Source organism: Rhodococcus sp. 11-3 (genome assembly GCF_023704055.1).
In the GTDB taxonomy this organism is placed as follows: domain Bacteria; phylum Actinomycetota; class Actinomycetes; order Mycobacteriales; family Mycobacteriaceae; genus Rhodococcus; species Rhodococcus aetherivorans.
The window spans coordinates 5,250,879-5,276,162 of sequence record NZ_CP080406.1 but is presented as its reverse complement, the minus strand read 5'-3'; the positions used below and the strand labels follow the sequence as shown (position 1 = coordinate 5,276,162).

The window sequence follows — 25,284 nt, the reverse complement described above, 5'->3', positions numbered from 1 at the left end:
TGACACAGGCCCTGGCACAATCGAGTGCGCCGCACCGGTTGGGAGGAACCGGTCGGCGACACGGGAGGAGGGACACGTGACCGTCACCGACGGACGCGTCGCGCGGGCCGAACGGACCCGCCACGCAGTGATAGAGGCGCACATCGCCCTGATCGAGGCCGGTGAGCTGAAACCGACCGGTGCGCAGATCGCCGCACGGGCCGGGGTCTCGCTCCGGGCGTTGTGGGCGAACTTCAACGATCTGGAAACGCTGTTCGAGGAGACGGGGACGGAGCTGCTGCGGCGGCAGGACACCGCGTTCGCCCCGGTCCCCGTCGACCTGCCGCTCGACGAGCGGATCGACGCGTTCTGCCGGCAGCGCGCCGAACTGCTCGAGCTGATGGCGCCGTTCGCGCGCGCGTCGGCGATCCGGGCCCCGCAGTCCAAGAGGATCCAGCGAAACAGGTTGCGGCACATCGCACGTGTGGTCAACGAGGTCGACGAGCTGTTCGCGGCGGAACTCGCCGCGCTCGACGCGTCGCGCCGGGCCACGCTGGTGCGCTCCGTGGCGGTGGCGAGCACCTGGGCGTCGTGGGTGGCGCTGCGCGATGTGCTGGACCTGCCGGTGGCCGAGGCCGCCGAACTGATGAAGCACACCGTCACGGCACTGCTGTCGGAGGCGCGCCAGCCGACGTCGTGCTGAGGCCGGTCAGGGCGTCAGACGGTAGAACCGCCAGAACCCGAAGTCCTCGATCGGCAGCACCGACACGTCCGAGAAGCCCGCGTCGAGCGCGTACCGGCGCAGGGTGTCCGCACGCATCACCGTGCCGGTTCCCGCGCTCGGCGGGTGGCTCATGCCGTCCGGCAGGCAGCACGAGATGCTGAACCCGTACATCAACCGCTCGACCTCGTCGCCGGGTGCGGTGAACCGGTCGGCGACGGCCTCGTCCATGACAACCATGACCCCGTCGGCCGCGAGCGAGCCGCGCACCGCGGACAGCACCTCGACGGGACGTGGCATGTCGTGGACGCACTCGAAGGCGAACGCCGCCGTGAAGCGTTCGTCGGGCAGGCTCGCCGCGTCGGTCTCGACGACGGTGATCCGGTCGGCGACGTCGGGGCAGGCCGCGACGTTCGTCCGGGCCAGGGCGACGGTCGCCGGATCGATGTCGATGGCGAACAACCGGGCCTGCGGGTACGCACGGGCCAGCGCGATCGTGGACCACGCACCGCCACAGCCGATGTCGGCGATCTCGGCATCCGGTCGGCGCAGCAGCGCGTCGAGGTCCGGCACGGACGCCAGGGCGCCCGGCAGCGCCTTCTCGTACCACGGCCGGTTCATGTCCGCCTGCCCCTCGCGGGCATCGGTGCCGAGCTGCGCCCAGCTCACGCCGCCCCCGGTGCGGTAGGCGTCGAGCAGGGCCGGAAGCTGCGCGGACACCCCGGCGAACATGCGGGCCAGGGGTCCGAGGTAGTTGAGACTGTGCTCGTCGGTGAGGACCTCGGCCACCGCGGGCGGCAGCGTGAAGCGCGGCGGATCGCCGTCGTCGACCTCGAGCAGGCCGGTCACCGCCTGCTGCTCGAGCCATTCGCGGGCGTAGCGCGGGTCGGTCCCGGTCCGCGCCGCGAGCTCGTCGGAGGTGGCGGGACCGTCGGCGGCGAGGCTGCGGTACCAGCCGAGCCGGTCGCCGAGATAGATCGCGATCAGATCGACGGCGCCGAGCGCCGAGTCGAGGACGCGCTGGGCGACGGTGTCGACGGGGGAAACGGTGTGCGTCACGGTGGGGCCTCCGGATGAGAGGGACAGGGGTGATTCCGAGAGTCCTCCGGTTCCGGGCGGCGGACAACGCCCCCATGGGGGCCGAATGTGACACCTCGTCGATCCGGTGTCACATTCGGCCCCGCAGCGGGGCGTGGGAACCGGACGGGGGCCCTGGACGTTCGGAGTCGTGCAACCGGAAGGAGTTCACCTTGCAGATCACCGCCAGTGCCCTGTCCCTCAACGTTCCCGACGTGGCCGCGTCGGCCGACTTCGTGACCCGTCACCTCGGGTTCACCGAGACGATGGCCGAGGACGGGTTCGTCTCGCTCACCCGTGAGGACGCGGGCTTCAGCCTCGTCTTCCTGCGCACCGGGCTCGGCACCTTCAAGCCCGCGAGCATCGCCGGCGACGCCGGGCAGGGGACGCTCGTCGCGTTCGTCGTAGACGCCATCGACGACGAGTACGAACGACTGCGGGCGGAGGGGGTTCCGATCGTCACGCCGATCGAGACCGAGCCGTGGGGCGAGCGGTACTTCCAGATGCGCGACCCGAACGGCATCGTCTACCAGCTCGTGCAGTGGATGGACGAGGCGCCCTCGGTGAGTTAGCCGGACGATCGGCCGGCGTGCGCCGCGAGGAACGGTCCGACCACCGACAGCACCTCCGGCGCCGCCGCGATCGTCGTGGCGTGGTCGTATCCCCGGATCACCGCGAGCAGGGCACCGGGGATCGTCCGCGACAGTTCGCGGGTGTCGTCGATCCGTTCGCGGTCCTCCGAACCGACGAACGCCAACGTCGGCACGTCCAGGGCGGCGAGGTCGGCGTCGTCGATCCCGGGTTCGCGATCCGACCGTCGCATGTACGCGGCCAGGGCGGCGGCGTCGTTCGCCCGGAACGCGGCCTGCGTCGCGGCATCGACGGGCGAACCGAGGTGTTCCGCCCACGCCTCGAGGAACCCGTCGATCCCGTAGTGCCCGAGCACGTCGGCGCATCCCGGGAAGAACAGGCGATCGAACGCCCCGGCCTGCGCGCGGGCACTGCCGCCGCCCACGGTGAGCGTCTGCAGCCGGCCGGCGTCGCGCACCGCCAGGGACAAGCCGACCCGCGCTCCGAACGAGTACCCGAGGTAGTGCACGCGCTCGGTGCCGGCGGCGTCGAGGACCGCCAGCACGTCCCCGACGATCAGGTCCATCGCGTATGCGTCGGGGACGTGCGGCTTGTCGCTGCGGCCGTGACCGCGCAGGTCGGGCAGGATCAGCCGGTACCGCTCGCGCAGGGGGCGCACGTATCCGAATCCCCGCCAGATGGCCGACGACAGAGCACTGCCGTGCGCGAGCAGCAGCGACGGGCTGCCGGCGCCTGCGTCCGATTCGATCACCGTGAAGGCGATGCGGGTTCCGTCGACGGGGTTGATCGCGTGGCTCACCGCTCCAGTCTGACCGACCGGGTCACCCCGATGTCGGCCAGGAACCGCTCGTCGTGGCTGACCACCACGAAGGCGCCCCGGTACGCGCGCAGTGCCTGCACCAGATGCGTCAGGCTGGGCAGGTCCAGGTTGTTGGTCGGTTCGTCGAGGAGCAGCAGCCGCGGAGCCGGGTCCGCCGCGAGCAGAGTCGCCAGCGCCGCCCGCAGTCGCTCGCCGCCCGAGAGGGCAGCCGCCGGCATGTCCGCGTCGGCGCCGCGGAACAGGAACCGGGCGAGCAGTGCCCGGACCTGCTGCGGCGACGCATGAGGGGCCCGCAGCGCGACGTTGTCCGCCACCGACAGCGACTCGTCGAAGACGTCCAGCCGCTGCGGCAGCACCGCGAACGGCACCCGGGGACCGGCCGCGACGATGTCGCGCAGCAGCGTCGTCTTGCCCGAGCCGTTGGGTCCGCGCAGCGCGATCCGCTCCGGGCCGACGATCTCGAGCGGCCCCTCGGCGACGCGCGCACCGGGATGCACCTCCGTCTCGGGCAGGTCCACCCGGATCTCCCGGTCGTCGCGCACGGTGCCCTGGGCGCGCTCGAGGTTCTCGCGCGCGCCGGCGAGCTTGCCCTCGTGTTCGCGGCGGAGCCGGCCCGCCGACTCCTGGGCCTGCCGCTTGCGGGCCCCCATCACGATCTTCGGTTCCCGCTTGTTCTCGAACATCTTGCGGCCGTATCGCTCTCGTCGGGCGAGCTTGATGTGCGAGTCGCTCAGCTCGCGTGCCTGCCGGCGCACGTCCGCCCGGGCGTCGCGCACCGCGGCCAGTGCCGCCTCCTGCTCGGCCGCGACGATGCGTTCGTACTCGCTGTAGTTGCCGCCGAACAGCCGCAGCCGCCCGTCGCGCATCTCCGCGACGGTGTCGACCCGCTCGAGCAGGTCGCGGTCGTGGGTGGCGACGACGAGCGTGCCGGCGAACTCGCGCAGCACGTCGTACAGCCGCGCGCGGGCCGCCGAGTCCAGGTTGTTCGTCGGCTCGTCGAGCAGCAGGACGTCCGGCTCGTCGAGCAGGCGTGCCGTGAGCGCCAGCAGGACGGTCTCGCCGCCGGAGAGGGTGCCGACGGTGCGATCGAAGTCGCTGGGGGAGGCGACGATTCGGTCGAGACCGAGACGGTGCAGGGTGGCCAGGGCGCGCTCCTCGATGTCCCATCGCTCGCCGACGGCGTCGAAGTCCTCGACGGCGGTCGAGCCGGCCTCGATGCGCCGCAGCGCCGCGCGCACGGTGTCGATGCCGAGGACGGCGTCGACGGCGCGGTGTGGATCGAGGATGACGTCCTGCGGCAGCCGCGAGACCCGGCCGTGCACCGTGACGGAGCCCCGGGTCGGTTGAAACTCACCCGACATGATCTGCAGCAGAGTTGATTTGCCGGACCCGTTGCGTCCGACGAGTCCGGTGCGCCCGGCGGGGAGGGTGGTGTCGAGACCGTCGAACACGGCGGTGCCGTCCGGCCAGGCGAAGGTCAGGTCCGACAGGGAAAGGCCCGAGGACGGGGAAGGGTGTGACATGGCTGCTCCCGGAGTAGGTGACGGTACCGCGCGCAGGTGCGGCGCGGCGGGCGAAACCTCTACAGGAGCAACGGCCTTCTCCGATCGACGGGAATGTGACAGGAACCGACGGTAGAACAGCGTCCGTGGGGCCGGCAATCGATTTTCCCGAATTGGGGGCCGCGTCACTACAGGCAGCATGTACGCAACGTGCGGGCGGTGGTGAACGACGGCACCGTCCGGCTTCGGGCATGATCGTTGCTGTGCCACTCCTCCGACGCCGACCGGTTCCGCTCCTGTTGACCGTCGCCGCCGCGCTGGCGGCCGCCGGGTGTTCCTTCGGGCCCGACCAGCCCGAGACGGTCGTGGGGGAGTTCGCCGCGGCGCTCGAGGCCGGTGACGTGCGGGCCGCGGCGGAGCTCACCACCGATCCCGCGGCGGCGGCCGCCACGATCGACGGCGTGTTCGAGGGGCTCGGCGGGGTCCGGCCCGACCTCGAGCTCGCCGGCACGGGCGACGGCGGCACCTTCGAACTCGACGTCGCGTGGCACTTCGCCGAGGGCCGGGACTGGTCGTACCGCACGTCCGGCAGTGCCCTGGACGTCGACGCGGAGGGCTGGCGCATCGAGTGGGACCCGGCGGTGCTGGCGCCGGGCCTGACCGCCGGCACCACGCTGAGCTACACGACGACCGTCGGCCCGCCGCCGTCCGTGCTCGACCGTGGCGGGCGGCCGATCCTCGAACAGCAGGTCGTGACGCTGGTGAACGTCGATGCCACCGCCGACCCGGCGGCCGTCGCGCCGCTGCTCGCGACCGCCGCGCCCACCGTCACCGCCGAGTCGCTCGCCGCCGACGTCGCCGCGGCGGCGGGCAAGCCCGTGACCGCGGTGGCCCTCCGCGACGCGGACATCGCGCCGATCGAGGCGCAGCTCGCCGCGCTGCCGGGCGTGACCCTCGTCCGGCAGACCCGGCTGCTGACGGTCGACCGCGCGCTCGCGTCCCCGGTCCTCTCCGGGCTCGGGGAGCTGTGGCAGCAGGGCCAGGACGCGTCCGCCGGCTGGGCCGTGCAGACGGTGTCCGAAGACGGCAGCGCCCGCCGCGTCGCCGGTGCCGACGGTCCGCCGGCGCCGGACCTGCAGTCGACGCTCGACCTGGGTCTGCAGACCCGCGCCGAGGCGGTGCTGGCGCCGCTGCCGCAGCCGGCGGTGATCGTCGCGATCGAACCGTCCACCGGGGCGGTACGCGCGGTGGCCCAGAACGCCGCCGCCGACGCCGAGGGACCGATCGCGCTGACGGGGCTGTATCCGCCCGGTTCGACCTTCAAGACCGTCACCACCTCGGCCGCCCTGCAGGCCGGGGCCGTGACCCCCGACACGGTGGTGCCGTGCCCCGGGACGGCGAACATCGAGGGTCGGGTCATCCCCAACGACGACAGCTTCGACCTCGGACCGGTCCCGTTGCACACGGCCTTCGCCTTCTCGTGCAACACCACGATGGGCCGGCTCGCGGTGGGATTGCCGGCGACCGCGCTCACCGACGCGGCCCTGCAGTTCGGGCTCGGGGTCGACTACGTCACGCCCGGACTGGTCACGGTCACCGGCAGCGTGCCCGAGGCGCAGACCCCGGCGGAGCGCGTCGAGTCCGCGATCGGCCAGGGCCGGGTGACGGCGTCACCGTTCGGTATGGCACTCGTGGCGGCGTCCATCGCGCACGGCTCGACGCCGCTGCCGGTGCTCGTCGAGGGCCGGCCCACGGTGGCCGATCGCACCCCTGGTGCCGCGCCGGCGGAGGTCACTGCCGCGTTGCGGACGATGATGCGGGAGACTGTGACGGGTGGAACCGCGAGCACGCTGCGGGACCTACCCGAACTCGTCGGTAAGACGGGGACGGCAGAGTACGGTGATGGCACCGGTGCCCACGGTTGGTTCGTCGGCTCGCAGGGAGACCTCGCGTTCGCGGTTTTCGTTGCGGGAGCGGGCAGTTCGGCGCCGGCAGTGGACGTGGCGGGACGCCTGCTGAGGGGGTGATGCGCGGCTTGTGGCGCAATCGTGATCGCATCGTAGGCAGGGCGTGCTTGTTACTGAAGTGACAGAAGTGAAGGTTGGTCGTTATGGGTTTTCGGGACTGGCGCAGGGGGCGCGGCCGCGTGACAGCCCTGGTCTCCGTCGTGGTTCTCGCGGCCGGCATGGCGTCGTGCGTGTTCGGTGAACCCCGGAGCGATGCGCAGCGACTCGTCGACGACTTCGTCGCGGAACTGAACGAGGGCGACGCCGCCGGCGCTGCCGCGCTCACGTCGTACCCGAACGCCGCCGAGGCGTCGATCCGGCAGATGTTCGAGGGCATGAAGGACGGCAGCGTCGACTACGACGTCGCCCAGTTCGTCGAACTCAACGAGCAGACGGGGTTCTTCACCCTCGGCGCCGACTGGAACTTCGGACCCGGCAAGGACTGGGGATACCAGGTGGACGGCGTGGCGAAGAACCTCGCCGTCGGCTGGCGGATCTCCTGGGACCCGCAGGTGCTGGTGCCCGAGCTGAACCGGACCCGCACCGTGCACCACGTGCGCACCGACGCCGCGCCGCCGAAGATCTTCGACCGCACCGGTCAGTTGCTCATGGCCGAGCAGACCATCAACGCCGTCGTCGTCGATCCCGCCCTCATGCCCGACCCGGTCGACACCACGACGCGGCTGGCGAAGGTGCTCGAACCCGTCGCGCCGGTCATCACCGCCGACCTGCTGCAGCGCAACCTCGCGGCGGACCCCGGGGCGCGCATCACCGCGGTGAAGCTGCGCGACCAGGACTACCAGTTCCTCGAGGACGAGATCGTCCCGATCCCCGGCGTGGTGGTCGTCAAGACCCCGACGCTGATCAGCGCGGACCGGCGGATCTCCACGCCGCTGCTGGACCCGCTGCGCGCGGCCTGGCAGCTCGAGCGTGACGCCACCGCCGGGTGGGCCGTCACCCTCGAGGAGCCCGGCGCCGACCCGGTGCAGGTCGCCGGCTTCCAGGGCCCGCCGCCGCCGGACCTGCAGGCGACCCTCGACGCGCACGTCCAGCTCGCCGCCAAGGAAGCGGTGGTCAGCGTGGGCACCCCGGCGGCGATCGTGGCGATCCAGCCGTCCACCGGCGGCGTCCTGGCCCTGGACGTGAACAACTGGGCGATGGAACTCGGACCCGTCGCCTCCCGCGGGCTGTATCCGGCCGGGCAGACGCTGGATCCGGTGCGGCTGGCCGCGGGCCTGGACCGGGGCGTCGACCCGGCCTCGGTGAGCACCGACGATCTGGCCGACACCGCCCGCCGGCTCGGGCTCGGCCTGGACTACGACGTCCCCGGCTTCGACTTCGAGACCGCGCAGATCGGGGAGGACCGGTCCGGTGTGGTGCAGTTCTCCGGCTCGGACGGCGGCGGGGAGGCGCTCCTCAGTCCGTTCGGTGCCGCGCTGCTCGCCGCGTCCGTCGCGCGGGGGGAGGCGCCGTTGCCCGCGATCGTGCAGGGCAAGCCCGCGAAGGTGGGGGAGGCCGCCGAACCGCTGCCGCCGCACGTGACCGACGCGCTGCGCGCCGCGATGGCCGAGAACGTGCGCAGCGGCCCGGCGTCGTTCCTGAAGGGGCACCCCGGTCTGTCCGGCATCGCGGCCGCGAGCGGTGACGACCGCTGGTTCTACGGGTACACCGGCGACCTGGCGTTCGCGGTGTTCGTCGCCAACGCCGACGGCGGCGACCGCGCGGTGAAGATGGCCGACATGTTCCTGCGGGAGCTGGGGAAGCCGCCCGCCGACCGCTGACCGCTGCCGCCCTCGCCGGACCGGCCGAAGCGGACCCCGGTACGTTTGTCGGTCGTGACCCCTGTCGACCTGCTGCTGCTCGCGGTCGCGGGGTTCTTCGCCGGGCTCATCGGGTTCGTCACCGGCCTCGCGTCCATCGTCTCGTACCCCGCGCTGCTCGCCGCGGGGCTGCCGCCCGTCGCCGCCAACGTCACCAACACCGTCGCGATGGTGGGGGTCGGCGTCGGGGCGCTCGCCAACTCGACCCGCGAGGTCGTCGACACCGGCCCGCGGCTGTGGCGGTGGACCCTGTACTCGGCGCTCGGCGGCCTCGTCGGTGCCGTCGTCCTGATGTGGGCGCCCGCGGGGTCCTTCGAGACGGTCGTGCCCTACATGGTCGCGTTCGCCTCCCTCGCGCTGCTGGCGCAACCCCGGATCCGCGCCATGTCCGGGAGCCGGGACCTGCCCCGGACGTACTCGGCGCTGCTGTTCGTCGTGGCGGTGTACGGCGGCTACTTCGGGGCGGGTGCGGGTGTCGTCTTCCTCGCACTCACCCTGATCTGCACCTCCGAGCACATCTGGCGCGCCACCATCCTCAAGAGCTACCTGCTGGGGGTCGCCAACCTCGTCGCTGCGATCGGCTTCGCCGTGTTCGGCCCCGTGCACTGGGGTGCGGCCGCCGCGATGGCGCTCGGCGCCGTCGCGGGCGGCTGGTGCGGGCCGCCCGTCGTCCGGCGCATCCCACCCGAGGTGCTGCGGGTGACGGTCGCGCTCGCCGGCCTCGGGCTCGCGGTGTGGCTGGCGGTGCGGTGAGAACCGGTCAGTGCACTCCGCGCATCATCCGCCGGATCCACGGTGACAGCAGCGCCAGCACGACGCCGATCGCGATCGAGCCGAGGCCGACCCAGGCGAAGTACGGCTTCTCGTTCGCCTCGTCGTAGTACTTGGCGAGGGTGCCGGCCATGGCCGTGCCGAGCGCCACCGACAGGAAGAACAGCGCCACCATCTGGGTGTGGAAGTTGCGCGGGGCCAGTTTCGTCGCCAGCGACAGGCCCACGGGGGAGAGCAGCAGCTCCGCGAACGTGAACAGCAGGAGGATGCCCGCGAGGCCGAGCAGGGGGGCGCTGTTGGGGCCGCCGCCGGACATCGGGATGAAGCACAGGAAGGCGATGCCCATGATCACGGTGCCCATCGCGAACTTCACCGGCGACGACGGCTGCCGCGGGCCGAGCCGGGTCCACACGGCGGCGAACACGCCCGCGAACACGATGATGAACACCGGGTTGATCGACTGCACCCACGCCGGCGGGAAGTCCCAGCCGAACAGGTTGCGGTCGAGCCTCTTGTCGGCGTACACCGCGACGGTGGTGAACTGCTGCTGGAACAGCGACCAGAATGCCGCGCTGGCCAGGAACATGGGGACGAAGCTGATCACCCGGCTGCGTTCGACGGCGGTGATCTGCCGGCTGGACAGGATCACGACGAAGTAGACGACGGACGCGGCGACGGTCGCTGCGACCACGACGTCCGACAGGTTGTCGACGGTGACCAGCCCGGTGCCGAACAGCGCCGCGATCAGCGCGACGGCCAGGACGGCGACGCCGGCGGCCCTGGTGCGCCGGTCGGCGGGCAGCGGGTGCGGCGGCGTGGCGCCGATCCCGCGCAGGTGCTTGCGGCCGAGGGTGTACTGGATCAGGCCGAGTGCCATGCCGATGGCGGCCAGGCCGAAGCCGTAGTGGAAGCCCAGCTCGGTCTGCGCCCAGCCGGTGAGGAGCGGGCCGATCAGTGCGCCCAGGTTGATCCCCATGTAGAAGATCGAGAACCCGGCGTCGCGCCGGGTGTCCTGCTCGTCGTAGAGATCCCCGACCAGGGAGGTGGCGTTGGCCTTGAGGCCACCGCTGCCGACGGCGACGAACACCAGGCCCACCGCCACGCCGCCGAGGCCGGGGAGCAGCGCCAGGGAGATGTGGCCGAGCATGATGAGGATCGCGCTGTAGAACAGCGTGCGCTCGGAGCCGAGCAGCCGGTCGGCGATCCACGCGCCGAGGATGGTCGACAGGTAGACCGTGCCGCCGTACGCCCCGACGATCGACGTGGCGGCGAGCTCGCTGATCCCCAGTCCGCCGTCGGCCGCCGAGTAGTACAGGTAATAGATCAGGATGCCCTGCATGCCGTAGAAGGAGAACCTCTCCCACATCTCGACACCGAACAGGTTGGCCAGCGCGAAGGGCTGGCCGAAGAAGGTGCGTTCCTTCGTCCGATCGGGGGGCGCGGCGGTCTCGCTCATGGCTGTCACTCTGGCACCGCGGCCACCTCCGGCGCGCGGCTTTCGGCGGTGCGGAGGGTCACCTCCGCGCGGCCGGGGTCAGGCGGCGTCGACGCGGCGCCGCAGCCACAGCCCGGCGAGCAGGCGCCAGCCGAGCAGGAACACGCCCAGCACGATGGACGCGACGACGATGAACGAACCGGCTGTGCCCTGGCCCGTGATCACGCGCAGCAGCATCCCGACGACCACGGTGGACACCCATGCGATCACGCCGGTCGGCACGACCAGCCACGGATCGAACTTCTCCTTGTAGAGGGCCGCCGTCGCGAGCCATCCGACGGTGAGGCCGCCGAGGAACGGCCACGCGGTGTTCGCCAGTCCCGCCAGCGTCAGCCCCTCGTCGTGACTTGCGCGCCCGAGGGCGGCGAACACGATGACCAGGACGACGTCGAGCAGGGCCGGTGCGTACTTCTTCACGTCGTCCAGCGTAGGTCGCCGACGAAAGCGAGCGCCCTCCGGGACGGAGAGCGCTCGCGTGTCGTGCGGGTGCGGCGGATCAGGCCTGCAGACCGGCCTCGATCTCGAGGTTGATGGTGATCTTGTCGCCGACGACGGCGCCGCCGCCCTCGAGCGGCATGTCGATCGAGATGCCGAAGTCCTTGCGGTTGAGGACGGTGGTGGCCTCGAAGCCCGCGACCGGGCCCTGGCCCATGCCCGGGTTCACGCCGTTGAACTCCAGCTTCAGCTCGACCGGCTTGGTGACGCCGTGCAGGGTGAACTCACCGTCGACGACGTAGTCGCTGCCGGCGGCGCGCACGCCGGTGGACTTGAACGTCGCGGTGGGGAACTGCTCGGCGTCGAAGAAGTCTGCGGAGCGGATGTGGGCGTCGCGGTCGGCGTTCTTGGTGTCGATGGACGTGACCTGGATCTCGGCGGCGACGGCGGGGGTGCCGTCCTCGGCGACGGTGATCGCGCCGGAGAAGTCGTTGAACGTGCCGCGCACCTTGCTCACGACGAGGTGGCGGACGGTGAAGCCCACGGTGGAGTGGACCGAGTCGATGGCCCAGGTGCCGGCGGTGAGTCCGGGGAAGGTGGTGGTAGCGGTCGTCATGGGATTCCTCCGAGTCGAGTTTTGGTTGAAGTTTCAACCTTCGATGTACTCAACGATCGCATCGAATGATTGATTCCGCAACTACTTCGGATGTGAGGTGGAACACACTTCGTCACTCCGGCAGGGCGGTGCCCTCGCTCGCGGCCCGTCCGCGCCGTCGCTCGAGCACCGAACGGGCGTGTTCCTCGCGTTCGAGATCGGCGTCGATGTGCTCGTCGTGCTGGCTCGACCGGAACTTGGCGGCCACCACCGTCCAGCCGACCAGCGCGACCAGGAGGAAGCTGACGCCCCGGTACACGAACACGGCTGCCAGGGCCTGCGAGGCGCTCATCCCCGCCGCGGTGAGGGTCGCGATCAGCGTGCCGTCGACGAACCCCAGCCCGCCCGGCGCCAGGGGGATGCTCCCCACCGCCTTGGCCGCCGCGAACGCGATCAGCAGGCCCGGCAGCGACGGCTCACCGCCCACCGCCCAGCACGCGAACCCCAGGCACGCGACGTCGAAGACCCGGTGCACGGCCGACCAGCAGATCGTCGCGAGCCCGTCGCGGCGACCCAGGTGCACCGCCTCGATCTGCCCGAGGACCTGCTCGAACTTCTCCATCCCGGTGTCCGCCGGCTTGCGCAGCAGGCGGTTGACGCGGGCGAGGACCAATTCCCCGGCCGACTCGACGGACGACGGATGCCGGGAGACGTACCGGACGGCGACGACCAGCGCGATCACGCCGGCGACCGACAGGACCAGCGTCACCGGGCTCACCCGTGTGCCCACCGCGAACGCCCCGCCCACGCCGACCGCCGCGAGCGTCACCGCCGCGATCACCCCCGAGACCGCCAGCTGCCACGACGCCACCACCGGCGTCGCACCCCAGCGCCGGGTCTGCTGGTAGGTGAACGCGGTGGAGAACACCGGACCGGCCGGCAGCGTCACCGCCATCGCCGTGCTCGCATAGATCACCGACGCCGAGCGCAGGTGCCCGACGACGACCTCACCGGCCCGCAGCAGCCGCCGCTGCACCTCCGCGAAGCCGCTCAGCGACAGGGCCTGCGCGACGATGCACGCGGCGAGCCAGCCCCAGTGCAGCTCGGTCAGGGCGCGCCAGGAGTCGCTGAGCGTCGGCCACAGGTAGATGCCCTCGACCACCAGCAGGGCCACGAGGGCGACGGCGAGCAGCCACTTCACCCACCCGAAGCGGCCCCGGCGCCGCGCGGCGTCGGGTGCGGGCGGGTCACGTCGGGGCTGCGCCACAGGATTCAGCGTAGCCAAGCCGGCCGGAGGGCGGATCGTCCTTTTCGTCGCCGGGGCCCCGGCCGTCCGTCACTCGTCGTGGCCCGAGTCCGGATACCGCACCGGCCAGGCGAGATGCGTCACCCGCCGCCGGCCGCGCAGCTGCACCTCGTCGCCGAGTTCCCAGTGGGCGCGTTCCTCGTCGTCGGCGAAGTACAGCGCGCTCGACGACGCGAGCACCCGGCTCGGACGCAGCTTCGCCAGCTCGGTCAGCCGCGACGCCTCGTTCACCGGATCGCCGATGACGGTGTACTCGAACCGCTCGGCCGCGCCGATGTTGCCGGCCACCGCCAGCCCCGCCGAGACCCCGATGCCGATGTCGAGATCGGTGATCTCGTCCAGCGCGAACCGCAGTTCCCGGGCCGCCGCGAGCGCGGCGGTGGGCGCGTCGGGACGGTCCAGCGGAGCACCGAAGATGGCCAGCGCCGCGTCGCCCATGAACTTGTTGACGAAACCGTGGTGCCGGTCCACGACGTCCACCACGACCCGGAAGAACTCGTTGAGCAGCTCGACGACCTCGCCGGGCGGGCGTTCGGCCGCCGTCGCCGTCGAGCCCACCATGTCCACGAACAGCACCGCGACGTAGCGGGTCTCCCCACCGAGCTCGGTGCCGTACTGGAGGGCGCGGCGCGCCACGTCCTCGCCGACGTGCTGACCGAACAACTGCCGCAGCCGCCGCCGCTCGTCGGACTCGGCCATCATCCGGTTGAAGCCGACCTGCAGGCGGCCGATCTCGCTGCCGTCGAACACCTCGACCTGCACGTCCGTCGCGCCGCGCTGGACCCGTTCGATGGCCCAGCGCAGCTGCTTGACCGGATCGGAGAGCTGGGCGGCGGTGAGCGACGACAGCACCCCGGCCAGGCCGATCGCCATGATCGACAGCGCGAGGACCGCCCACGCCATCGCGTCCGGCGGGAACTCGACGTCGGTGGTCAGCTGGGTGACGCACAGCAGCGCGATGCCGCCGGCCGGCATCAGCGTGCCGAGACCCCACGTCATGGCGAGGCGGGTGCCGACGCCGGGCGCCAGGGTCCGGTCGAACTCCCCCTCGCTCAAGGCCCGCGCCGCGACCGGCCGCAGGATCCGCTCGCCCAGCATGTAGGTGAAGCCGAAGGTGCTCGTCGCGGCCATTGCGACGGTGATCGCCACCGCCACGGCGAGCTCCGGCATCTCCTCCGCGGTGAGGAACACGAACAGCACGCCGCCGAGGATCCACAGGATCAGGTGCACGATCGCCTGACGCAACGGCGCGTGCAGCGCCGACATCTGCTCGGATCGGGTGGGCGGGCCGCCGCGCAGCTGCCACCGCACCACCGACCGCAGCATCAGGGCCGCGGCCGTCAGGCTCACGATCCCCGCGAACACCAGATACACCGCGAACACCGCGAAGTTGCGGACCCGGTCCGCGATGATGTTCTCGTTCTCGGACAGCGGGATGCCGTAGCGGACGAACGCGAACACCAGCAGCGCGCCGAACAGGTTCGAGGCGCCCATCGAGGCCATATAGAGCGGCCAACGACTGCGCAACGTCGCCGCGACGGCTCGATAGGACCCCAACACGACATCAAATCAAACCACTGTGCCCACCGTCACAACGCGCCATGGTCGTGATCCGGGCGTTTCGGGCGGCTACTCTCAGCGCGATCACCGACCGGGAAAGGGAGCATCCACATGGTCCGGCGCCGAGCCGACGGCAGGCTGTCGCGCCGCGCCGCCGTGCCCGCCGAACCGTCCCCGCCCGCCCGGCGCCAGGTCGGCGCCGACCCCGATGCGCCGCTGTGGCGGGCCGCGCAGGTGTTCCGGCTCGTCACCGTCGTCTACGCCGTCAGCTCCCAGTTCTCCACCGTCGCCCACTACACGTCGCCGCGGCTCAGCTGGTTCTTCGTCGCCCTGCTGGCGGTGTGGTCCGGCGTGTCGGCGGTGCTGCTGGCGCAGGGGGTCGGGCAGCGCGCCGTGGTGGTCGGGATCGACCAGGTCGTCGCGGTCGCGCTCATGGGCGCGACGCGGCTCGTCGCCGGCCACGACTGGTACAGCGCCCACCAGACGCTGCCCACCACCCTGTGGGTCGCCAACGCCGTGCTGTCGGCCGCGATCCTGGGCGGTCCCGCCGCGGGAGTCGCGTCGGCGCTGGTGATGGCGACGGTCAGCGCCGTCGTCCGCGACCAGGTCAACCTCGACCTGTGGCGCGACGCGACCGCCCCCGTGCTCGTCGCGGTCGGCGTCGCGATGGGATTCGCCACCACCACCGCCCGGCGCGCCCACCGGCAGCTCGAACAGGCCGTGCGTGTGGCGGCCGCCACCGAGGAACGCGACCGGCTCGCCCGGGAGGTGCACGACGGGGTGCTGCAGGTGCTGGCCCTGGTGCGGCGCCGCGGCACCGCGCTCGGGGGCGAGGCCGCCGAACTCGCCCGCCTCGCCGGGGAACAGGAGGCGGCGCTGCGGATGCTCGTCTCCGAGCAGGGCACCCAGCTCGACCGCGGCGAGGAGCTCGTGGACCTGCGGGCGCTGCTGCGGGCGCAGGCCGGTGCCGGCGTCACCGTCTCCGCGCCCGCCGACCCGGTCCTGCTCGACCGCGTCCGCGCCGCGGAACTGGCGGCGATCGCCGCGACGGCCCTGACCAACACGACGCTGCACGCGGGCGCAGGGGCGAAGGCGTACGTGCTGGTCGAGGACCTCGGCGACGAGGTGATCCTCAGCATCCGCGACGACGGGGTGGGCATTGCGGACGGCCGTCTCGCCGAGGCCCGCGCCGAGGGGCGGATGGGCGTGTCGAAGTCGATCGTCGGCCGCGCGCAGTGGCTCGGTGGCGCCGCCGTGCTCGACAGCTCGCCCGGCCAGGGCACCGAATGGGAGATCCGGGTGCCGAGGAGAGGAGCACGAGGTGCGTGAGGGCAGCAACGCGGCGAACGGTGACGGGCCGATCACGGTGATGATCGTCGACGACCATCCGATGTGGCGCGACGGCGTCTCGCGGGACCTCGACGCGGCCGGCTTCCGCGTCGTCGCCACCGCCGACGGGGTCGGTGCGGCCGCGCGCCGGGCCGCGGCGGTGCAGCCGACCGTCGTGCTGATGGACATGTCGCTGCCCGACGGCACCGGCACCGAGGCCACCGTCGCCGTGCTCCGGGTCTCCCCGGCCAGCCGCGTGCTGGTGCTGTCCGCTTCCTCCGAACGCGACGACGTCCTCGGTGCGGTGAAGGCCGGCGCGTCCGGATACATGGTCAAGAGCGCGTCGGCCGCGGAGCTGGTCGAGGCCGTGCGGGCGACCGCCGCCGGGCAGGCGGTGTTCACGCCCGGACTCGCCGGGCTGGTCCTCGGGGAGTACCGCCGCATGTCGTCGGCCGCCGACCGGCGCGCGCCCGCCCCGCCCACCCTCACCGAGCGCGAGACCGAGGTGCTGCGACTCGTCGCCAAGGGACTGTCGGCCAAGCAGATCGCCGCGCGGCTCACGCTCAGTCACCGCACGGTGGAGAACCACGTGCAGGCGACCCTGCGCAAGCTGCAGCTCGCCAACCGCGTGGAGCTCACCCGTTACGCGATCGAGCAGGGGCTGGACTAGCGCACCGGAGCCGCACCGGTCCTCTAGAATTCGACCGCTCCCGCAGTTCCGGTGCGGCGGTGGCGTGCTCGATCGAAAGGCGGAGCGATCGAAAGGCGGGGCGATCGAAAGGCGGGCGGGATGAGTTCCCCTGGCGTGGCGCTCGGCGTGCTGGGAGGCTTCGCCGCCACCGTCGACGGACGACCGATCGACCTCGGCGGCATCCGGCAGCGTGCCCTGCTCGCCGCCCTCGTCGTCGCGTTCCCGGGCGACGTCTCGGGGGAGCGGCTGCTCGAACAGGTCTGGCACGACGTCGACGACCCGAAGACGAGTTCGCTGCACTTCGCCGTCTCCAAGCTGCGCGACCGGCTCAGCCCGCAGCGACCGCGCGGGGACGAGGGGGTGATCGTCCGGGAGGGCTCGCGGTACCGGCTCGCCGTCGCCGCGGAGCAGATCGACGCCGTGCGGTTCGCCGACCTCGTCGCGCGCGGCGACCGGCTGCGCGAGCAGGGTGCCGCTCAGGCCGCGGCCGAGGCCTACGCGACCGCGTTGTCGTGCTGGCGGGGGTCGCCCTACGCCGACGTCGCCGACGCCGAGTTCGTGCGCCCCGAGGTCGCGCGGCTGACGGCGATCGAGTTGCGCACCCGCAAGGCCCTGCTGCAGATCCGGCTGGACCAGGGCGGCTCCGACGACGTCGTCGAGGCCGCCGAGCGGCTCGTCGCCGCGCATCCGCTCGACGAACGGGCCTGGGAACTGCTGGTCGTCGCCCTGTACCGGGCGGGCCGGCAGGCCGACGCCCTGGCGGCGCTGCGCCGCGTGCGCACCGTGCTCGACGGCGAACTCGGCATCGAGCCGGGCACCGGGCTGCGCGAACTCGAGACGGCGGTGCTGCGGCAGGACGACGTCCGGCTGCTCGGGACCGCCGGGGTCTCGCCGGGGCCCGCCGCCGCGCTGGGCACCCCGAGCGCAACCTCCAACGTGCCGTCGCCCCGCACCGCCCTCGTCGATCGGGCCCGTGAGCTCGCGGACGTGGGCGCGGCGCTGGCCGGGGAACGGTTGGTCACGCTCGTGGGGCCGGGCGGGGTCGGCAAGACGCGGCTGGCGGTGGAGGTGTGCCGCAACGGCGGTGAACGTCCCGCCGACGGGCCGTGGTTCGTGGACCTGGCGGCCGTGCGGGCCGATGCGCTGGTGGCCGCGACGGTGGCGTCGGCCCTGCAGATCCTCGGCCCCGGGACCGTCGACCACCTGGCGACGGTGCTCGCCCCACGTGAGTGCGTCCTCGTGCTGGACAACTGTGAGCATCTGCTCGACGGTTCGGCGGAGCTGGTAACGGCGCTGCTCGAGCGCTGCCCCGGCGTGCGGATCCTGGCGACGAGCCGGGAGCCGCTCGGCCTCGACGGGGAGTGGGTCTACGAGGTGCCGCCGTTGGACGAGTGCGCCGCCGTCGAGTTGTTCGGCGTCCGGGCCGCCGGGGTGGTGCCGGGCTGGACGATCCACGACGAGGTGACCGAACCGGTGCGTCGCATCTGCACCGAGCTCGACGGGATCCCGCTCGGGATCGAGCTCGCGGCGGCGCAGCTGCGGGTGCTGTCCGAGCAGCAGATCGCCGAGGGGCTGAGCGACCGGTTCGCGCTGCTGCAGGGCGGCTCCCGCACCGCTCCGCCGCGGCAGCGGGGGCTGGCCGACGCGATCGAGTGGAGCTACCGGCTCCTCGACGACGAGCAGGCGCGGCTGCTGCGCGAGGTCGCGGTGTTCGCGGGCAGTTTCGACATCGAGGGTGCCGCTGCCGTGCACGGCAGCACGCCGCCGCTGAGCGTCCTGCCGCCGCTGACGGCCCTCGTGCGGCGGTCGCTGCTGCGGGTGGAGCCGTCGTCGTCGCCGCGGCGGTACTCGATGCTGCAGACCATCCGCGAGTTCGCCCTGGCCCGCGCGGACGCGGCCGAACGGGACCGGATGGCCGACGTGCACCGCCGGTTCGTGCTGCGGCGGGCCCTCGCGGCGGTGCCGCACCTGCGCGGCTCCCGGGCACGGCAGACCTTCGACGCCCTGACGGCGGACATCGCCGAGCACCGTGCCGCTGCGGCCTCCGCGCTGGCCGCCGGTGATCCCGTCTACGCGCTCGAACTCGCCGGGGCCCTCTATTGGTTCTGGTATCGGCGGGGGCACATCCGGGAAGGTCTGGAGCTGATATCGGCAGCCCTGGACGCGGTCGAGCGGACCGGTACCGCCGTCGCAGCGGCAACCCTGTCGTCGGCGCTGACCGGCCTGGGCGGACTCACCTACCTGGCCGGGGACGCGGCCGGCGCGGCGGCCGTGCTGGGACGGTCCGCCGACGCCGCGGGGAGGGGCGGCGACGTCGTCACCGAGGCGTGGATGCGGTCCTGGTGGGCGTACTGCTCCGCGATCACGGGCCCGTCCGACGAGTTCCTGCACGCAGCGCACGAGAGTGCGGACGTCCTGCGCCGGGAAGGCGCCGTGTGGCAGCGCGCCGACGCCCTGCTCATCGAGGGCATGATCCTGCGCTTCCTCGGCGATCCGCAACGGGCGCAGCAGGTGTTGCGCGAGGCGGTCGCGACAGCCGAACGTTGCGGCCACGGCTGGGCGGTCGGCTCGGCGTCGTGGACACTCATGCGCACGGCGATGGACGTCGGGGACACGGACGCGGCGCTCGACGCGGTCCGGGTGATGCAGCCGGTCCTCGAGGCCGAGCGGGATGTGACGTCGTGGCTGGTGCTCGTCCACAGCGCCGCGGCCCTGGTGGCCCGGCTCGGTACTCCCGACGTCGGCGCGATGCTCCTCGGGGCGGTCCGGGCGCTCGGCGGCCGCATCGGCTTCCTGCCCGAGGTGATGGATCCGGTCGACGGGCCGCGCGAGGCGGCGGTCGTCCGCGACGCGCTCGGTGACGCCGAGTTCGAGCGGTGCGCGAGCCTCGGCGCCGGCCTGGACCGGGACGAGGTGAGCGCGCTGCTGGCCCGGCTGTGCCGGACGGGGCACGTCGGTGCGCAGCCGGAGCTAAGCGGCAGCTAAGCGGTGGCGGTTGTCCTGGAAGGGACCGAGATCCGATCCTTCCGAGGAGCACCATGTCCCACCCGACGCCCCAGACCCTGGCCCCCACGTCCGTCGTCGACCTGCTTCGGACCGCCGTCGCCGGTGTCGTACACGCCCCCGAGGACGAGGGCTATCGGCTGTCCGCCACCGGCTTCAACCTCGCCACCGTCCACCGCAGCGCCGCCGTCGTGGTCGCCTCGAGTGCCGCCGACGTCGCCGCGGCGGTCCGGATCGCGGCCGAGAACGGGCTGACCGTCGCGGTGCAGGCCACCGGCCACGGCGCCGCCCCCGCGCCGGAGAACAGCATCCTGGTCGACACCGCCCTCCTCGACGGGGTGAGCATCAACCGCGCCGAGCGCACCGCCACCGTCGAGGCCGGGGTCCGCTGGCAGCAGGTGCTCGACGCCGCGGCCCCGCACGGGCTGGCGCCGCTGGCCGGCTCGGCACCGGGCGTCGGGGTGGTCGGGTACACGCTCGGCGGCGGGCTCGGCCCGATCGCCCGCACCCACGGGTTTGCCGCCGACCGGGTCCTGCGGATGGAGGTCGTCACCGCCGACGGGCAGCTGCGGCGGGTCACCCCCGACGACGAACCCGACCTGTTCTGGGCCCTGCTCGGCGGCGGCGCGGCATTCGGGATCGTCACCCAGATGACGTTCGAACTCCTGCCCATCCAGACCCTGGACGGCGGCGGCCTCTTCTACGACATCGCCGACGCCCCGGCCGTGCTGCGCCGCTGGCGGGACTGGATCTCCGCGGCGCCGACCTCGGTGTCCAGCTCGCTGGCCATCGTCAACTTCCCGCCGCTCCCGGAACTGCCCGAGCCGCTGCGCGGCCGCACCGCCGTGCACGTGCGGTTCGCGCACGTCGACGACGCCGAGGACGCCGGCGCCCTGCTCGCCCCGCTGCGCGCGGTGGCCACCCCGGTCCTCGACACCGTGACCGAGATCGTCTACCCCGCCCTTGGTTCGATCCACGCCGACCCCACCGACCCGATGCCAGGCATGGAGCGCTCGGCGCTGCTGCGGGAGCTGCCGGACGCCGCCCTCGACGCCCTGCTCGCCGTCGCGGGTCCCGCCGGCGCGCTGCCGATCGCGCTCGCCGAGGTCCGGGCCATGGGCGGCGCGCTCGGTGTGCCGCCCGAGACCCCCAACGCCGTCGCGGGCCGCGACGCCGCGTTCACCCTGTTCACCGTCGGGGTGCTGGTGCCGCCCATCGCCGACGCGGTGCCCGGAGCGCTCGAGACCGTCGTCGGGGCGATGGCGCCGTGGGCCACCGGCGGTGCGCTGATGAACTTCGCGGGCGGCGTGGACGGGCCCCCGGCTGCCCGGGTGGCGAACGCGTGGATCCCCGCCCAGCGGACCCGGCTCGCCGAGATCCGCGCGGCATACGATCCCAGCGGCGTCTTCGCGCCCGCCGCGCGATGGGCGGCAACGGCGATCTGAGCCGACCGCATCCGTCCGTCCCTCGGCTCCACGACCGTCGGGCCGGCGCGCCAGCGCCTACCCTGATGATCCCGGCGCGCCAGCGCCTACCCTGATGATCCCGGCGCGCCAGCGCCTACCCTGATGATCATGGAGTCGAGGGATCTGCGTGTCTCGGACGCCGAGCGCGAACACGTCGGGACGCTGCTGCAGCGCGCGGTCGGGCAGGGGATGCTGTCGCTGGGCGAGTTCACCGAGCGGATGGACACGGCGCTGGCCGCCAGAACCCGCGGAGAACTGAACGCCGTGCTCGTCGACCTGCCCGGAATGCAGGTGCGGCCCGAGTACCTGCCACATCCGATGCAGCCCACCCCCGCCCCGGCGCCGCCGATGGCCGGGCCGGTGCCCCCCGCCCCGCCCTCGCATCTGCAGACACCCACCATCCGCGGCCGGTTGTCCAACCTCAGCCGCAAGGGGCGGTGGGAAGTGCCACCGGTGCTGCGGCTCGACACCCTGATGTCCTCGGTGACCCTCGACTTCACCGAGGCCGTCATGCGCACCCAGGTGGTGCGGATCCAGGTCGAGGACTACCTCAGCTCCATCACCCTGATCGTTCCCGCCGAAGCCACGGCCGACATCAACGGCCTCGACACCGTCGCCGCGAGCGCCGAGTCGAAGGTGCGCAACGGGCCCCCGTTCGGCCCGCTGCATCTGATCGTCGGCGGCACCGTCCGCCTCGGTTCCGTCAACGTCAAGCACCCGCTGGGCACGACGCTGCGCAAGCTGCTGGGCTAGCCGGCCGGCGGTCCCCGAGGAGCGTCGGGCCTGTCGGCCGGTGGAGGCGCACCCGTGTCGGTCCCAATGCGTGTTGGTGCGACGAAAGGAAGCGGCCCGCCCCGGGCCGGAACGCTTATGGCAGAGCTTGCGCGTGGCGAGAACACCACCATCCCCTCGGGGCCGGTGACGGTCGCGGTGGCAGGTGCCCGGCAGGGCACGGTCGATCTGATGGTGTTCCAACTCGGCGCCGACCAGCGTGTCCGTAGCGACGCCGATTTCGTGTTCTTCAACCAGCCGGCCTCCCCGGAGGGCGCGGTCCGGTTGGTCGCGGCCGACCGGATCGGTGTCGATCTGGCCGCGATACCCGCGGGGATCGAGCGGCTGTCGGTCGCGGTCGCCCTCGACGACAGTGTGCCGGGCAGCTTGTCCGCCGTCCCCGGTCTGGGCGTGCAGATTGCCCACCCGGCGGGCGAGACAACAGCGCCCGCGTTGGGGTTGAGCACCGAGCGGGCGGCGGTCCTGCTCGAGATCTATCGCCGCAACGGCGCGTGGAAGCTTCGCAACGTCTCCGCCGGGTGGGACACGGGCCTGTCGGCGCTGGTGGTCCACCATGGGGTGCAGGTCGACGATCAACCCGCCAGTGCCGAACCTGCCGCGGTGGCCCCGCCGCCTGCGGTCGTGGACAGCGCTGGTGTCCGCACCGTCGCCGGCGAAGCGAAACTCTCGTTGGAGAAGCGGCAGAGGCTGGACCTGCGCAAGCGGGAAGTCGCCAAGGTGCTGCTGGACAAGGGCGCGGCCGGGGTGCGGGCCCGGGTCGTCCTGGTGATCGACAAGACCGGCAGCATGCACCGCGAGTACACCAGCGCACGCATCCATCAGGTCGTCGAGAGGATGGTGCCGATCGCGGTGCAGGTCGACGACGACGGCACCCTCGAGCCGTACCTGTATGCGGTCTCGTTCGCCCGGCTACCGGACATCGCCGTCCACGATGTCGAGTCCTGGTGCGCGACGTATCTGCATCTCGGTGGGGTGCACGGGGGCATCGACTACGAACAGATCGGTGGCTACAACGACGAGCTGCCGGTGATGGGGGAGATCATCTCCACCCTCACCGCGGGGGCGTCGATGCCGACGCTGGTGCTGTTCTTCACCGACGGCGGCTTCCACAAGAAGGGCCCGATCACCGCGTTGATGAAGAAGGCATCCGGTCTGCCCGCCTTCTGGCAGTTCGTCGGCCTCGGCAAGGCGAACTACGGCGTGCTCGAAAAACTCGACACCATGAGAGGGCGGGTGGTCGACAACGCCGGGTTCTTCAGCGTCGACGACATCTCCCAGGTCAGCGATGCCGAACTCTATCGGCGCCTGCTGGGTGAGTTTCCCGACTGGCTGCGCGCGGCGCGCGCCGCGCGCATCGTGGGCTGAACTGCGACGGGGTCCGCACCAACACCACGATGAGGGCGGTGCACAAGCCCGCATGTCCGGTAGTGATACTCATGCCCGCGGGCGCCGCTCCGCGGACCATGTAGGGATGAGTACGCCGACCCCGCCCGGCCTCGATCCGCGGCTCGTCGCCCAGCTGTCCGGCGAGTGCTACGCGCTCGAACAGCACCTGTACGCCGTCGGCGCGCACGTCGCACATCTGCGGGCCCAGCTCGACCGCCTCGTCGTCGCGCCGGCCCCGGCGCCCGTGCCACCCATGTCGCGGGCCCCGGCGCCACCACCGCCGCCGGTCCCGTCCGTCGCCCCGCCGCGGCCGCCGGCGCCTGCGCGGGAACCGTGGTGGCAGCGCGACGGCGTGATCAGCCGTCTGCTCGCCGTCGCCGGGGTGGCGGTCACCCTCATCGGCGTGGTGATGCTGCTCGTGCTCGCCGCGCAGGCCGGTGTCTTCGGTCCCGTGCCCCGCGTCGTCTCCGGTGCGGTGCTGTCGGCCGCGCTGGTGGCCGCCGGGATCCGGGTGCACCGCCGCGACGGCGGACGCGTCGGCGGTGCCGCCCTGGCCGCGACCGGTTTCGCGGGCGGCTACCTGGTGGTCTTCGCCGCGACCGCCTACTACCGGTGGGTGCCGGCGGTCGTCGGTCTGGCCGCCGCGCTCGTCGTCGCCGGCGCCGGGGTCGCGCTCGCGGTGCGCTGGTCGGACCGGATTCTGGCCGTGCTGCTCGTGCTCGGGGCCGCGCTGCTCGCGCCCACCCTGTCGGACGGTGATCCGTTGCTGCTGCTCGGCTTCCTGCTGGTGCTGCTCGTCGCGAGCTTTCCGGCCCAGTGGCACCGCAACTGGGCGCTGCTGCATCTCGCGCGGGTCGTGCCGATCGCCGCGGTCCTGCTGGTGTCGATCGCCGGGGCCGAGCTTGCCGAGCGGGGCGAGCTCGCCTGGCTGGTCGGCTTCTCGGTGGCGGTCGCCGCATTCGTCGCCGGCACCGCGGTGCTGCTGCTGCGCCGGGAGCCGGGCGACGTCGTCGCCGCGGTGTGCCTGGCGGTGGCGGCGCTGCCGCTGCTCGCCGTCGGGTTGCGGCTGGACCGGTGGCCCGCCGTCGCGCTCGAGGGCACGGCCGCCGCCGGGTACCTCGTGTTGTTCGCCCTCGCCGGGCCCCGGTCGCGTCCGCTGCGGGTGGCGTCCGTCGCGGTGGCGGCGTTCGCGCTGCTGCACGCGTGCCTCGCGGGCGCGAGCCCCGACGCGGCTGCCACGGTGCTGCTCGCGGTCGCCGCCGGGTATGCCGGTGCGGCCGCGTCGATGCGGTCGCGCCTGCTGTACGTCGCCGGCCTCGGCTTCTGGGTGCTCGGAGGAGCGATGTTCTACGACGGCGCCGAACTCGAGAACCTCACCGACCGGGAGCTGGCCGTGGACCGCCTCGACGCGGCCACGCTCGTCACGGCCGTCCTGCTCGCCGCGGTGACGCTGCTGCTCGCGTGGACGGCGACGCGACTGCGGCTCGTCCGCGAACGCGGCGTCCCGTGGATGTGGAGCGGTGCGGCACTCGTGGTGCTGTATGCGGTGACCACGGCATTGGTGACCGCGGGCGTCCTCCTGGGCGGTGCGGACGCCGGATTCGTCGCCGGGCACACCGCGGCGACCATCTGCTGGATGATCGCGGCGACCGCGATGCTGGCGCTCGGCCTCGCCCGCACCGAGTACGCGCACGCCGCGCTGGCCGCGGGGCTGTCGCTGACCGGCGCCGCGCTGGCGAAGCTCTTCCTGTTCGACCTCGCTGCCCTCGAGGGAGTGTGGCGGGTCGTCGCCTTCATCGTGGTGGGCCTGCTGCTGCTCGCCGCCGGTACCCGGTACGCCAAGGCGTTCGCCGGACGCTCCGCCGCCCCGGAGACCGGCTCCGGCCGGGAGACCGGATCTGGCTCGGCGGAGCCGGGACCCGGCGAGGACTGACCCGCT

Annotated in this window: 20 protein-coding genes; 12 read left to right on the top strand and 8 right to left on the bottom strand. The window is 72.7% G+C overall.

Going from position 1 to position 25,284, the window contains the following annotated elements; all coding sequences use genetic code 11:
* The first annotated feature begins 76 nt into the window (after positions 1 to 76).
* On the top strand, positions 77 to 682 hold the full coding sequence (locus KZJ41_RS24260; protein WP_043802700.1) for a TetR/AcrR family transcriptional regulator: 606 nt from the start codon (positions 77 to 79) through the stop codon (positions 680 to 682).
* A 6-nt stretch (positions 683 to 688) separates the two neighbouring features.
* Here the strand turns inward: KZJ41_RS24260 and KZJ41_RS24255 are convergent, their stop codons facing one another.
* Positions 689 to 1,759 (bottom strand): class I SAM-dependent methyltransferase, encoded by a 1,071-nt coding sequence (locus KZJ41_RS24255; RefSeq protein WP_006941489.1) that lies wholly within the window; start codon positions 1,757 to 1,759, stop codon positions 689 to 691.
* Between the two features lie 191 nt (positions 1,760 to 1,950).
* On the opposite strand from KZJ41_RS24255, the gene KZJ41_RS24250 reads away from it, so the two are divergent.
* Positions 1,951 to 2,349 carry a VOC family protein gene (locus KZJ41_RS24250; protein WP_006941490.1) on the top strand — a complete coding sequence of 133 codons (399 nt, stop codon included), beginning with the start codon at positions 1,951 to 1,953 and terminating at the stop codon, positions 2,347 to 2,349.
* Here the strand turns inward: KZJ41_RS24250 and KZJ41_RS24245 are convergent.
* Together KZJ41_RS24245 and KZJ41_RS24240 are read right to left on the bottom strand one after the other, a co-directional pair.
* Positions 2,346 to 3,167, bottom strand: a complete 822-nt coding sequence (locus KZJ41_RS24245; protein ID WP_006941491.1) for an alpha/beta fold hydrolase — start codon at positions 3,165 to 3,167, stop codon at positions 2,346 to 2,348. The two genes, KZJ41_RS24250 and KZJ41_RS24245, sit on opposite strands and share 4 nt — an antisense overlap.
* A complete protein-coding gene (locus KZJ41_RS24240) occupies positions 3,164 to 4,711 on the bottom strand; it encodes an ABC-F family ATP-binding cassette domain-containing protein (protein WP_102800423.1) in 1,548 nt (515 codons plus the stop codon). Before KZJ41_RS24240 ends, KZJ41_RS24245 begins: the two co-directional genes overlap by 4 nt.
* Positions 4,712 to 4,941: 230 nt before the next feature.
* Here KZJ41_RS24240 and KZJ41_RS24235 point away from each other — a divergent pair, with 230 nt between their 5' ends.
* The 3 genes from KZJ41_RS24235 (at position 4,942) to KZJ41_RS24225 (ending at position 9,269) form a co-directional block, all read left to right on the top strand.
* The gene (locus tag KZJ41_RS24235; RefSeq protein WP_102800424.1) at positions 4,942 to 6,717 is read left to right on the top strand and encodes a penicillin-binding transpeptidase domain-containing protein; all 1,776 of its coding nucleotides are present in this window, start codon (positions 4,942 to 4,944) and stop codon (positions 6,715 to 6,717) included.
* An 83-nt stretch (positions 6,718 to 6,800) separates the two neighbouring features.
* Positions 6,801 to 8,477 carry an NTF2-like N-terminal transpeptidase domain-containing protein gene (locus KZJ41_RS24230; protein ID WP_180987077.1) on the top strand — a complete coding sequence of 559 codons (1,677 nt, stop codon included), beginning with the start codon at positions 6,801 to 6,803 and terminating at the stop codon, positions 8,475 to 8,477.
* 54 nt (positions 8,478 to 8,531) lie between these two features.
* Positions 8,532 to 9,269, top strand: coding sequence for a sulfite exporter TauE/SafE family protein (locus KZJ41_RS24225; RefSeq protein WP_065922070.1), 738 nt, complete (start codon positions 8,532 to 8,534; stop codon positions 9,267 to 9,269).
* A 7-nt stretch (positions 9,270 to 9,276) separates the two neighbouring features.
* On the opposite strand, the gene KZJ41_RS24220 is transcribed toward KZJ41_RS24225, so the two are convergent.
* The 5 genes from KZJ41_RS24220 to KZJ41_RS24200 all read right to left on the bottom strand — a co-directional run bounded on the left by KZJ41_RS24220 (position 9,277) and on the right by KZJ41_RS24200 (position 14,621).
* Positions 9,277 to 10,743, bottom strand: coding sequence for a peptide MFS transporter (locus KZJ41_RS24220; protein ID WP_006941500.1), 1,467 nt, complete (start codon positions 10,741 to 10,743; stop codon positions 9,277 to 9,279).
* A 78-nt stretch (positions 10,744 to 10,821) separates the two neighbouring features.
* On the bottom strand, positions 10,822 to 11,199 hold the full coding sequence (locus tag KZJ41_RS24215) for a DUF3054 domain-containing protein (protein ID WP_006941502.1): 378 nt from the start codon (positions 11,197 to 11,199) through the stop codon (positions 10,822 to 10,824).
* Positions 11,200 to 11,278: 79 nt separating this feature from the next.
* On the bottom strand, positions 11,279 to 11,833 hold the full coding sequence (locus KZJ41_RS24210) for a YceI family protein (protein WP_006941512.1): 555 nt from the start codon (positions 11,831 to 11,833) through the stop codon (positions 11,279 to 11,281).
* A gap of 112 nt (positions 11,834 to 11,945) precedes the next feature.
* Positions 11,946 to 13,079: a YbhN family protein gene (locus KZJ41_RS24205; protein WP_251549759.1), complete on the bottom strand. Its 1,134-nt coding sequence runs from the start codon at positions 13,077 to 13,079 to the stop codon at positions 11,946 to 11,948.
* Between the two features lie 69 nt (positions 13,080 to 13,148).
* On the bottom strand, positions 13,149 to 14,621 hold the full coding sequence (locus KZJ41_RS24200; RefSeq protein WP_029546144.1) for an adenylate/guanylate cyclase domain-containing protein: 1,473 nt from the start codon (positions 14,619 to 14,621) through the stop codon (positions 13,149 to 13,151).
* 168 nt (positions 14,622 to 14,789) lie between these two features.
* Between KZJ41_RS24200 and macS the strand changes: the two genes are divergently transcribed.
* From macS to KZJ41_RS24165, 7 genes are all read left to right on the top strand, one after another.
* A complete protein-coding gene (gene macS / locus KZJ41_RS24195) occupies positions 14,790 to 16,007 on the top strand; it encodes a MacS family sensor histidine kinase (RefSeq protein ID WP_251549757.1) in 1,218 nt (405 codons plus the stop codon).
* Positions 16,008 to 16,047: 40 nt separating this feature from the next.
* Positions 16,048 to 16,677: a response regulator transcription factor gene (locus tag KZJ41_RS24190; protein WP_251551015.1), complete on the top strand. Its 630-nt coding sequence runs from the start codon at positions 16,048 to 16,050 to the stop codon at positions 16,675 to 16,677.
* Between the two features lie 120 nt (positions 16,678 to 16,797).
* The gene (locus KZJ41_RS24185) at positions 16,798 to 19,683 is read left to right on the top strand and encodes a BTAD domain-containing putative transcriptional regulator (protein WP_206531470.1); all 2,886 of its coding nucleotides are present in this window, start codon (positions 16,798 to 16,800) and stop codon (positions 19,681 to 19,683) included.
* 53 nt (positions 19,684 to 19,736) lie between these two features.
* Positions 19,737 to 21,146, top strand: coding sequence for an FAD-binding oxidoreductase (locus tag KZJ41_RS24180; RefSeq protein WP_251549755.1), 1,410 nt, complete (start codon positions 19,737 to 19,739; stop codon positions 21,144 to 21,146).
* Positions 21,147 to 21,275: 129 nt separating this feature from the next.
* On the top strand, positions 21,276 to 21,920 hold the full coding sequence (locus KZJ41_RS24175; RefSeq protein ID WP_043802811.1) for a DUF1707 domain-containing protein: 645 nt from the start codon (positions 21,276 to 21,278) through the stop codon (positions 21,918 to 21,920).
* A 117-nt stretch (positions 21,921 to 22,037) separates the two neighbouring features.
* Positions 22,038 to 23,324, top strand: coding sequence for a VWA domain-containing protein (locus KZJ41_RS24170; protein WP_029546133.1), 1,287 nt, complete (start codon positions 22,038 to 22,040; stop codon positions 23,322 to 23,324).
* A 106-nt stretch (positions 23,325 to 23,430) separates the two neighbouring features.
* Positions 23,431 to 25,278, top strand: a complete 1,848-nt coding sequence (locus tag KZJ41_RS24165) for a DUF2339 domain-containing protein (protein ID WP_029546130.1) — start codon at positions 23,431 to 23,433, stop codon at positions 25,276 to 25,278.
* Positions 25,279 to 25,284 lie beyond the last annotated feature (6 nt).

What these genes read in the sequence shown, in the direction of transcription:
- KZJ41_RS24240 (WP_102800423.1), bottom strand. Translation starts at nt 4,711, where the DNA reads ATGTCACACCCTTCCCCGTCCTCGGGCCTTTCCCTGTCGGACCTGACC.
- KZJ41_RS24235 (WP_102800424.1), top strand. Translation starts at nt 4,942, where the DNA reads ATGATCGTTGCTGTGCCACTCCTCCGACGCCGACCGGTTCCGCTCCTG.
- KZJ41_RS24230 (WP_180987077.1), top strand. Translation starts at nt 6,801, where the DNA reads ATGGGTTTTCGGGACTGGCGCAGGGGGCGCGGCCGCGTGACAGCCCTG.
- KZJ41_RS24220 (WP_006941500.1), bottom strand. Translation starts at nt 10,743, where the DNA reads ATGAGCGAGACCGCCGCGCCCCCCGATCGGACGAAGGAACGCACCTTC.
- KZJ41_RS24210 (WP_006941512.1), bottom strand. Translation starts at nt 11,833, where the DNA reads ATGACGACCGCTACCACCACCTTCCCCGGACTCACCGCCGGCACCTGG.
- KZJ41_RS24200 (WP_029546144.1), bottom strand. Translation starts at nt 14,621, where the DNA reads ATGGCCTCGATGGGCGCCTCGAACCTGTTCGGCGCGCTGCTGGTGTTC.
- macS (WP_251549757.1), top strand. Translation starts at nt 14,790, where the DNA reads ATGGTCCGGCGCCGAGCCGACGGCAGGCTGTCGCGCCGCGCCGCCGTG.
- KZJ41_RS24190 (WP_251551015.1), top strand. Translation starts at nt 16,048, where the DNA reads ATGATCGTCGACGACCATCCGATGTGGCGCGACGGCGTCTCGCGGGAC.
- KZJ41_RS24185 (WP_206531470.1), top strand. Translation starts at nt 16,798, where the DNA reads ATGAGTTCCCCTGGCGTGGCGCTCGGCGTGCTGGGAGGCTTCGCCGCC.
- KZJ41_RS24180 (WP_251549755.1), top strand. Translation starts at nt 19,737, where the DNA reads ATGTCCCACCCGACGCCCCAGACCCTGGCCCCCACGTCCGTCGTCGAC.
- KZJ41_RS24175 (WP_043802811.1), top strand. Translation starts at nt 21,276, where the DNA reads ATGGAGTCGAGGGATCTGCGTGTCTCGGACGCCGAGCGCGAACACGTC.
- KZJ41_RS24170 (WP_029546133.1), top strand. Translation starts at nt 22,038, where the DNA reads ATGGCAGAGCTTGCGCGTGGCGAGAACACCACCATCCCCTCGGGGCCG.
- KZJ41_RS24165 (WP_029546130.1), top strand. Translation starts at nt 23,431, where the DNA reads ATGAGTACGCCGACCCCGCCCGGCCTCGATCCGCGGCTCGTCGCCCAG.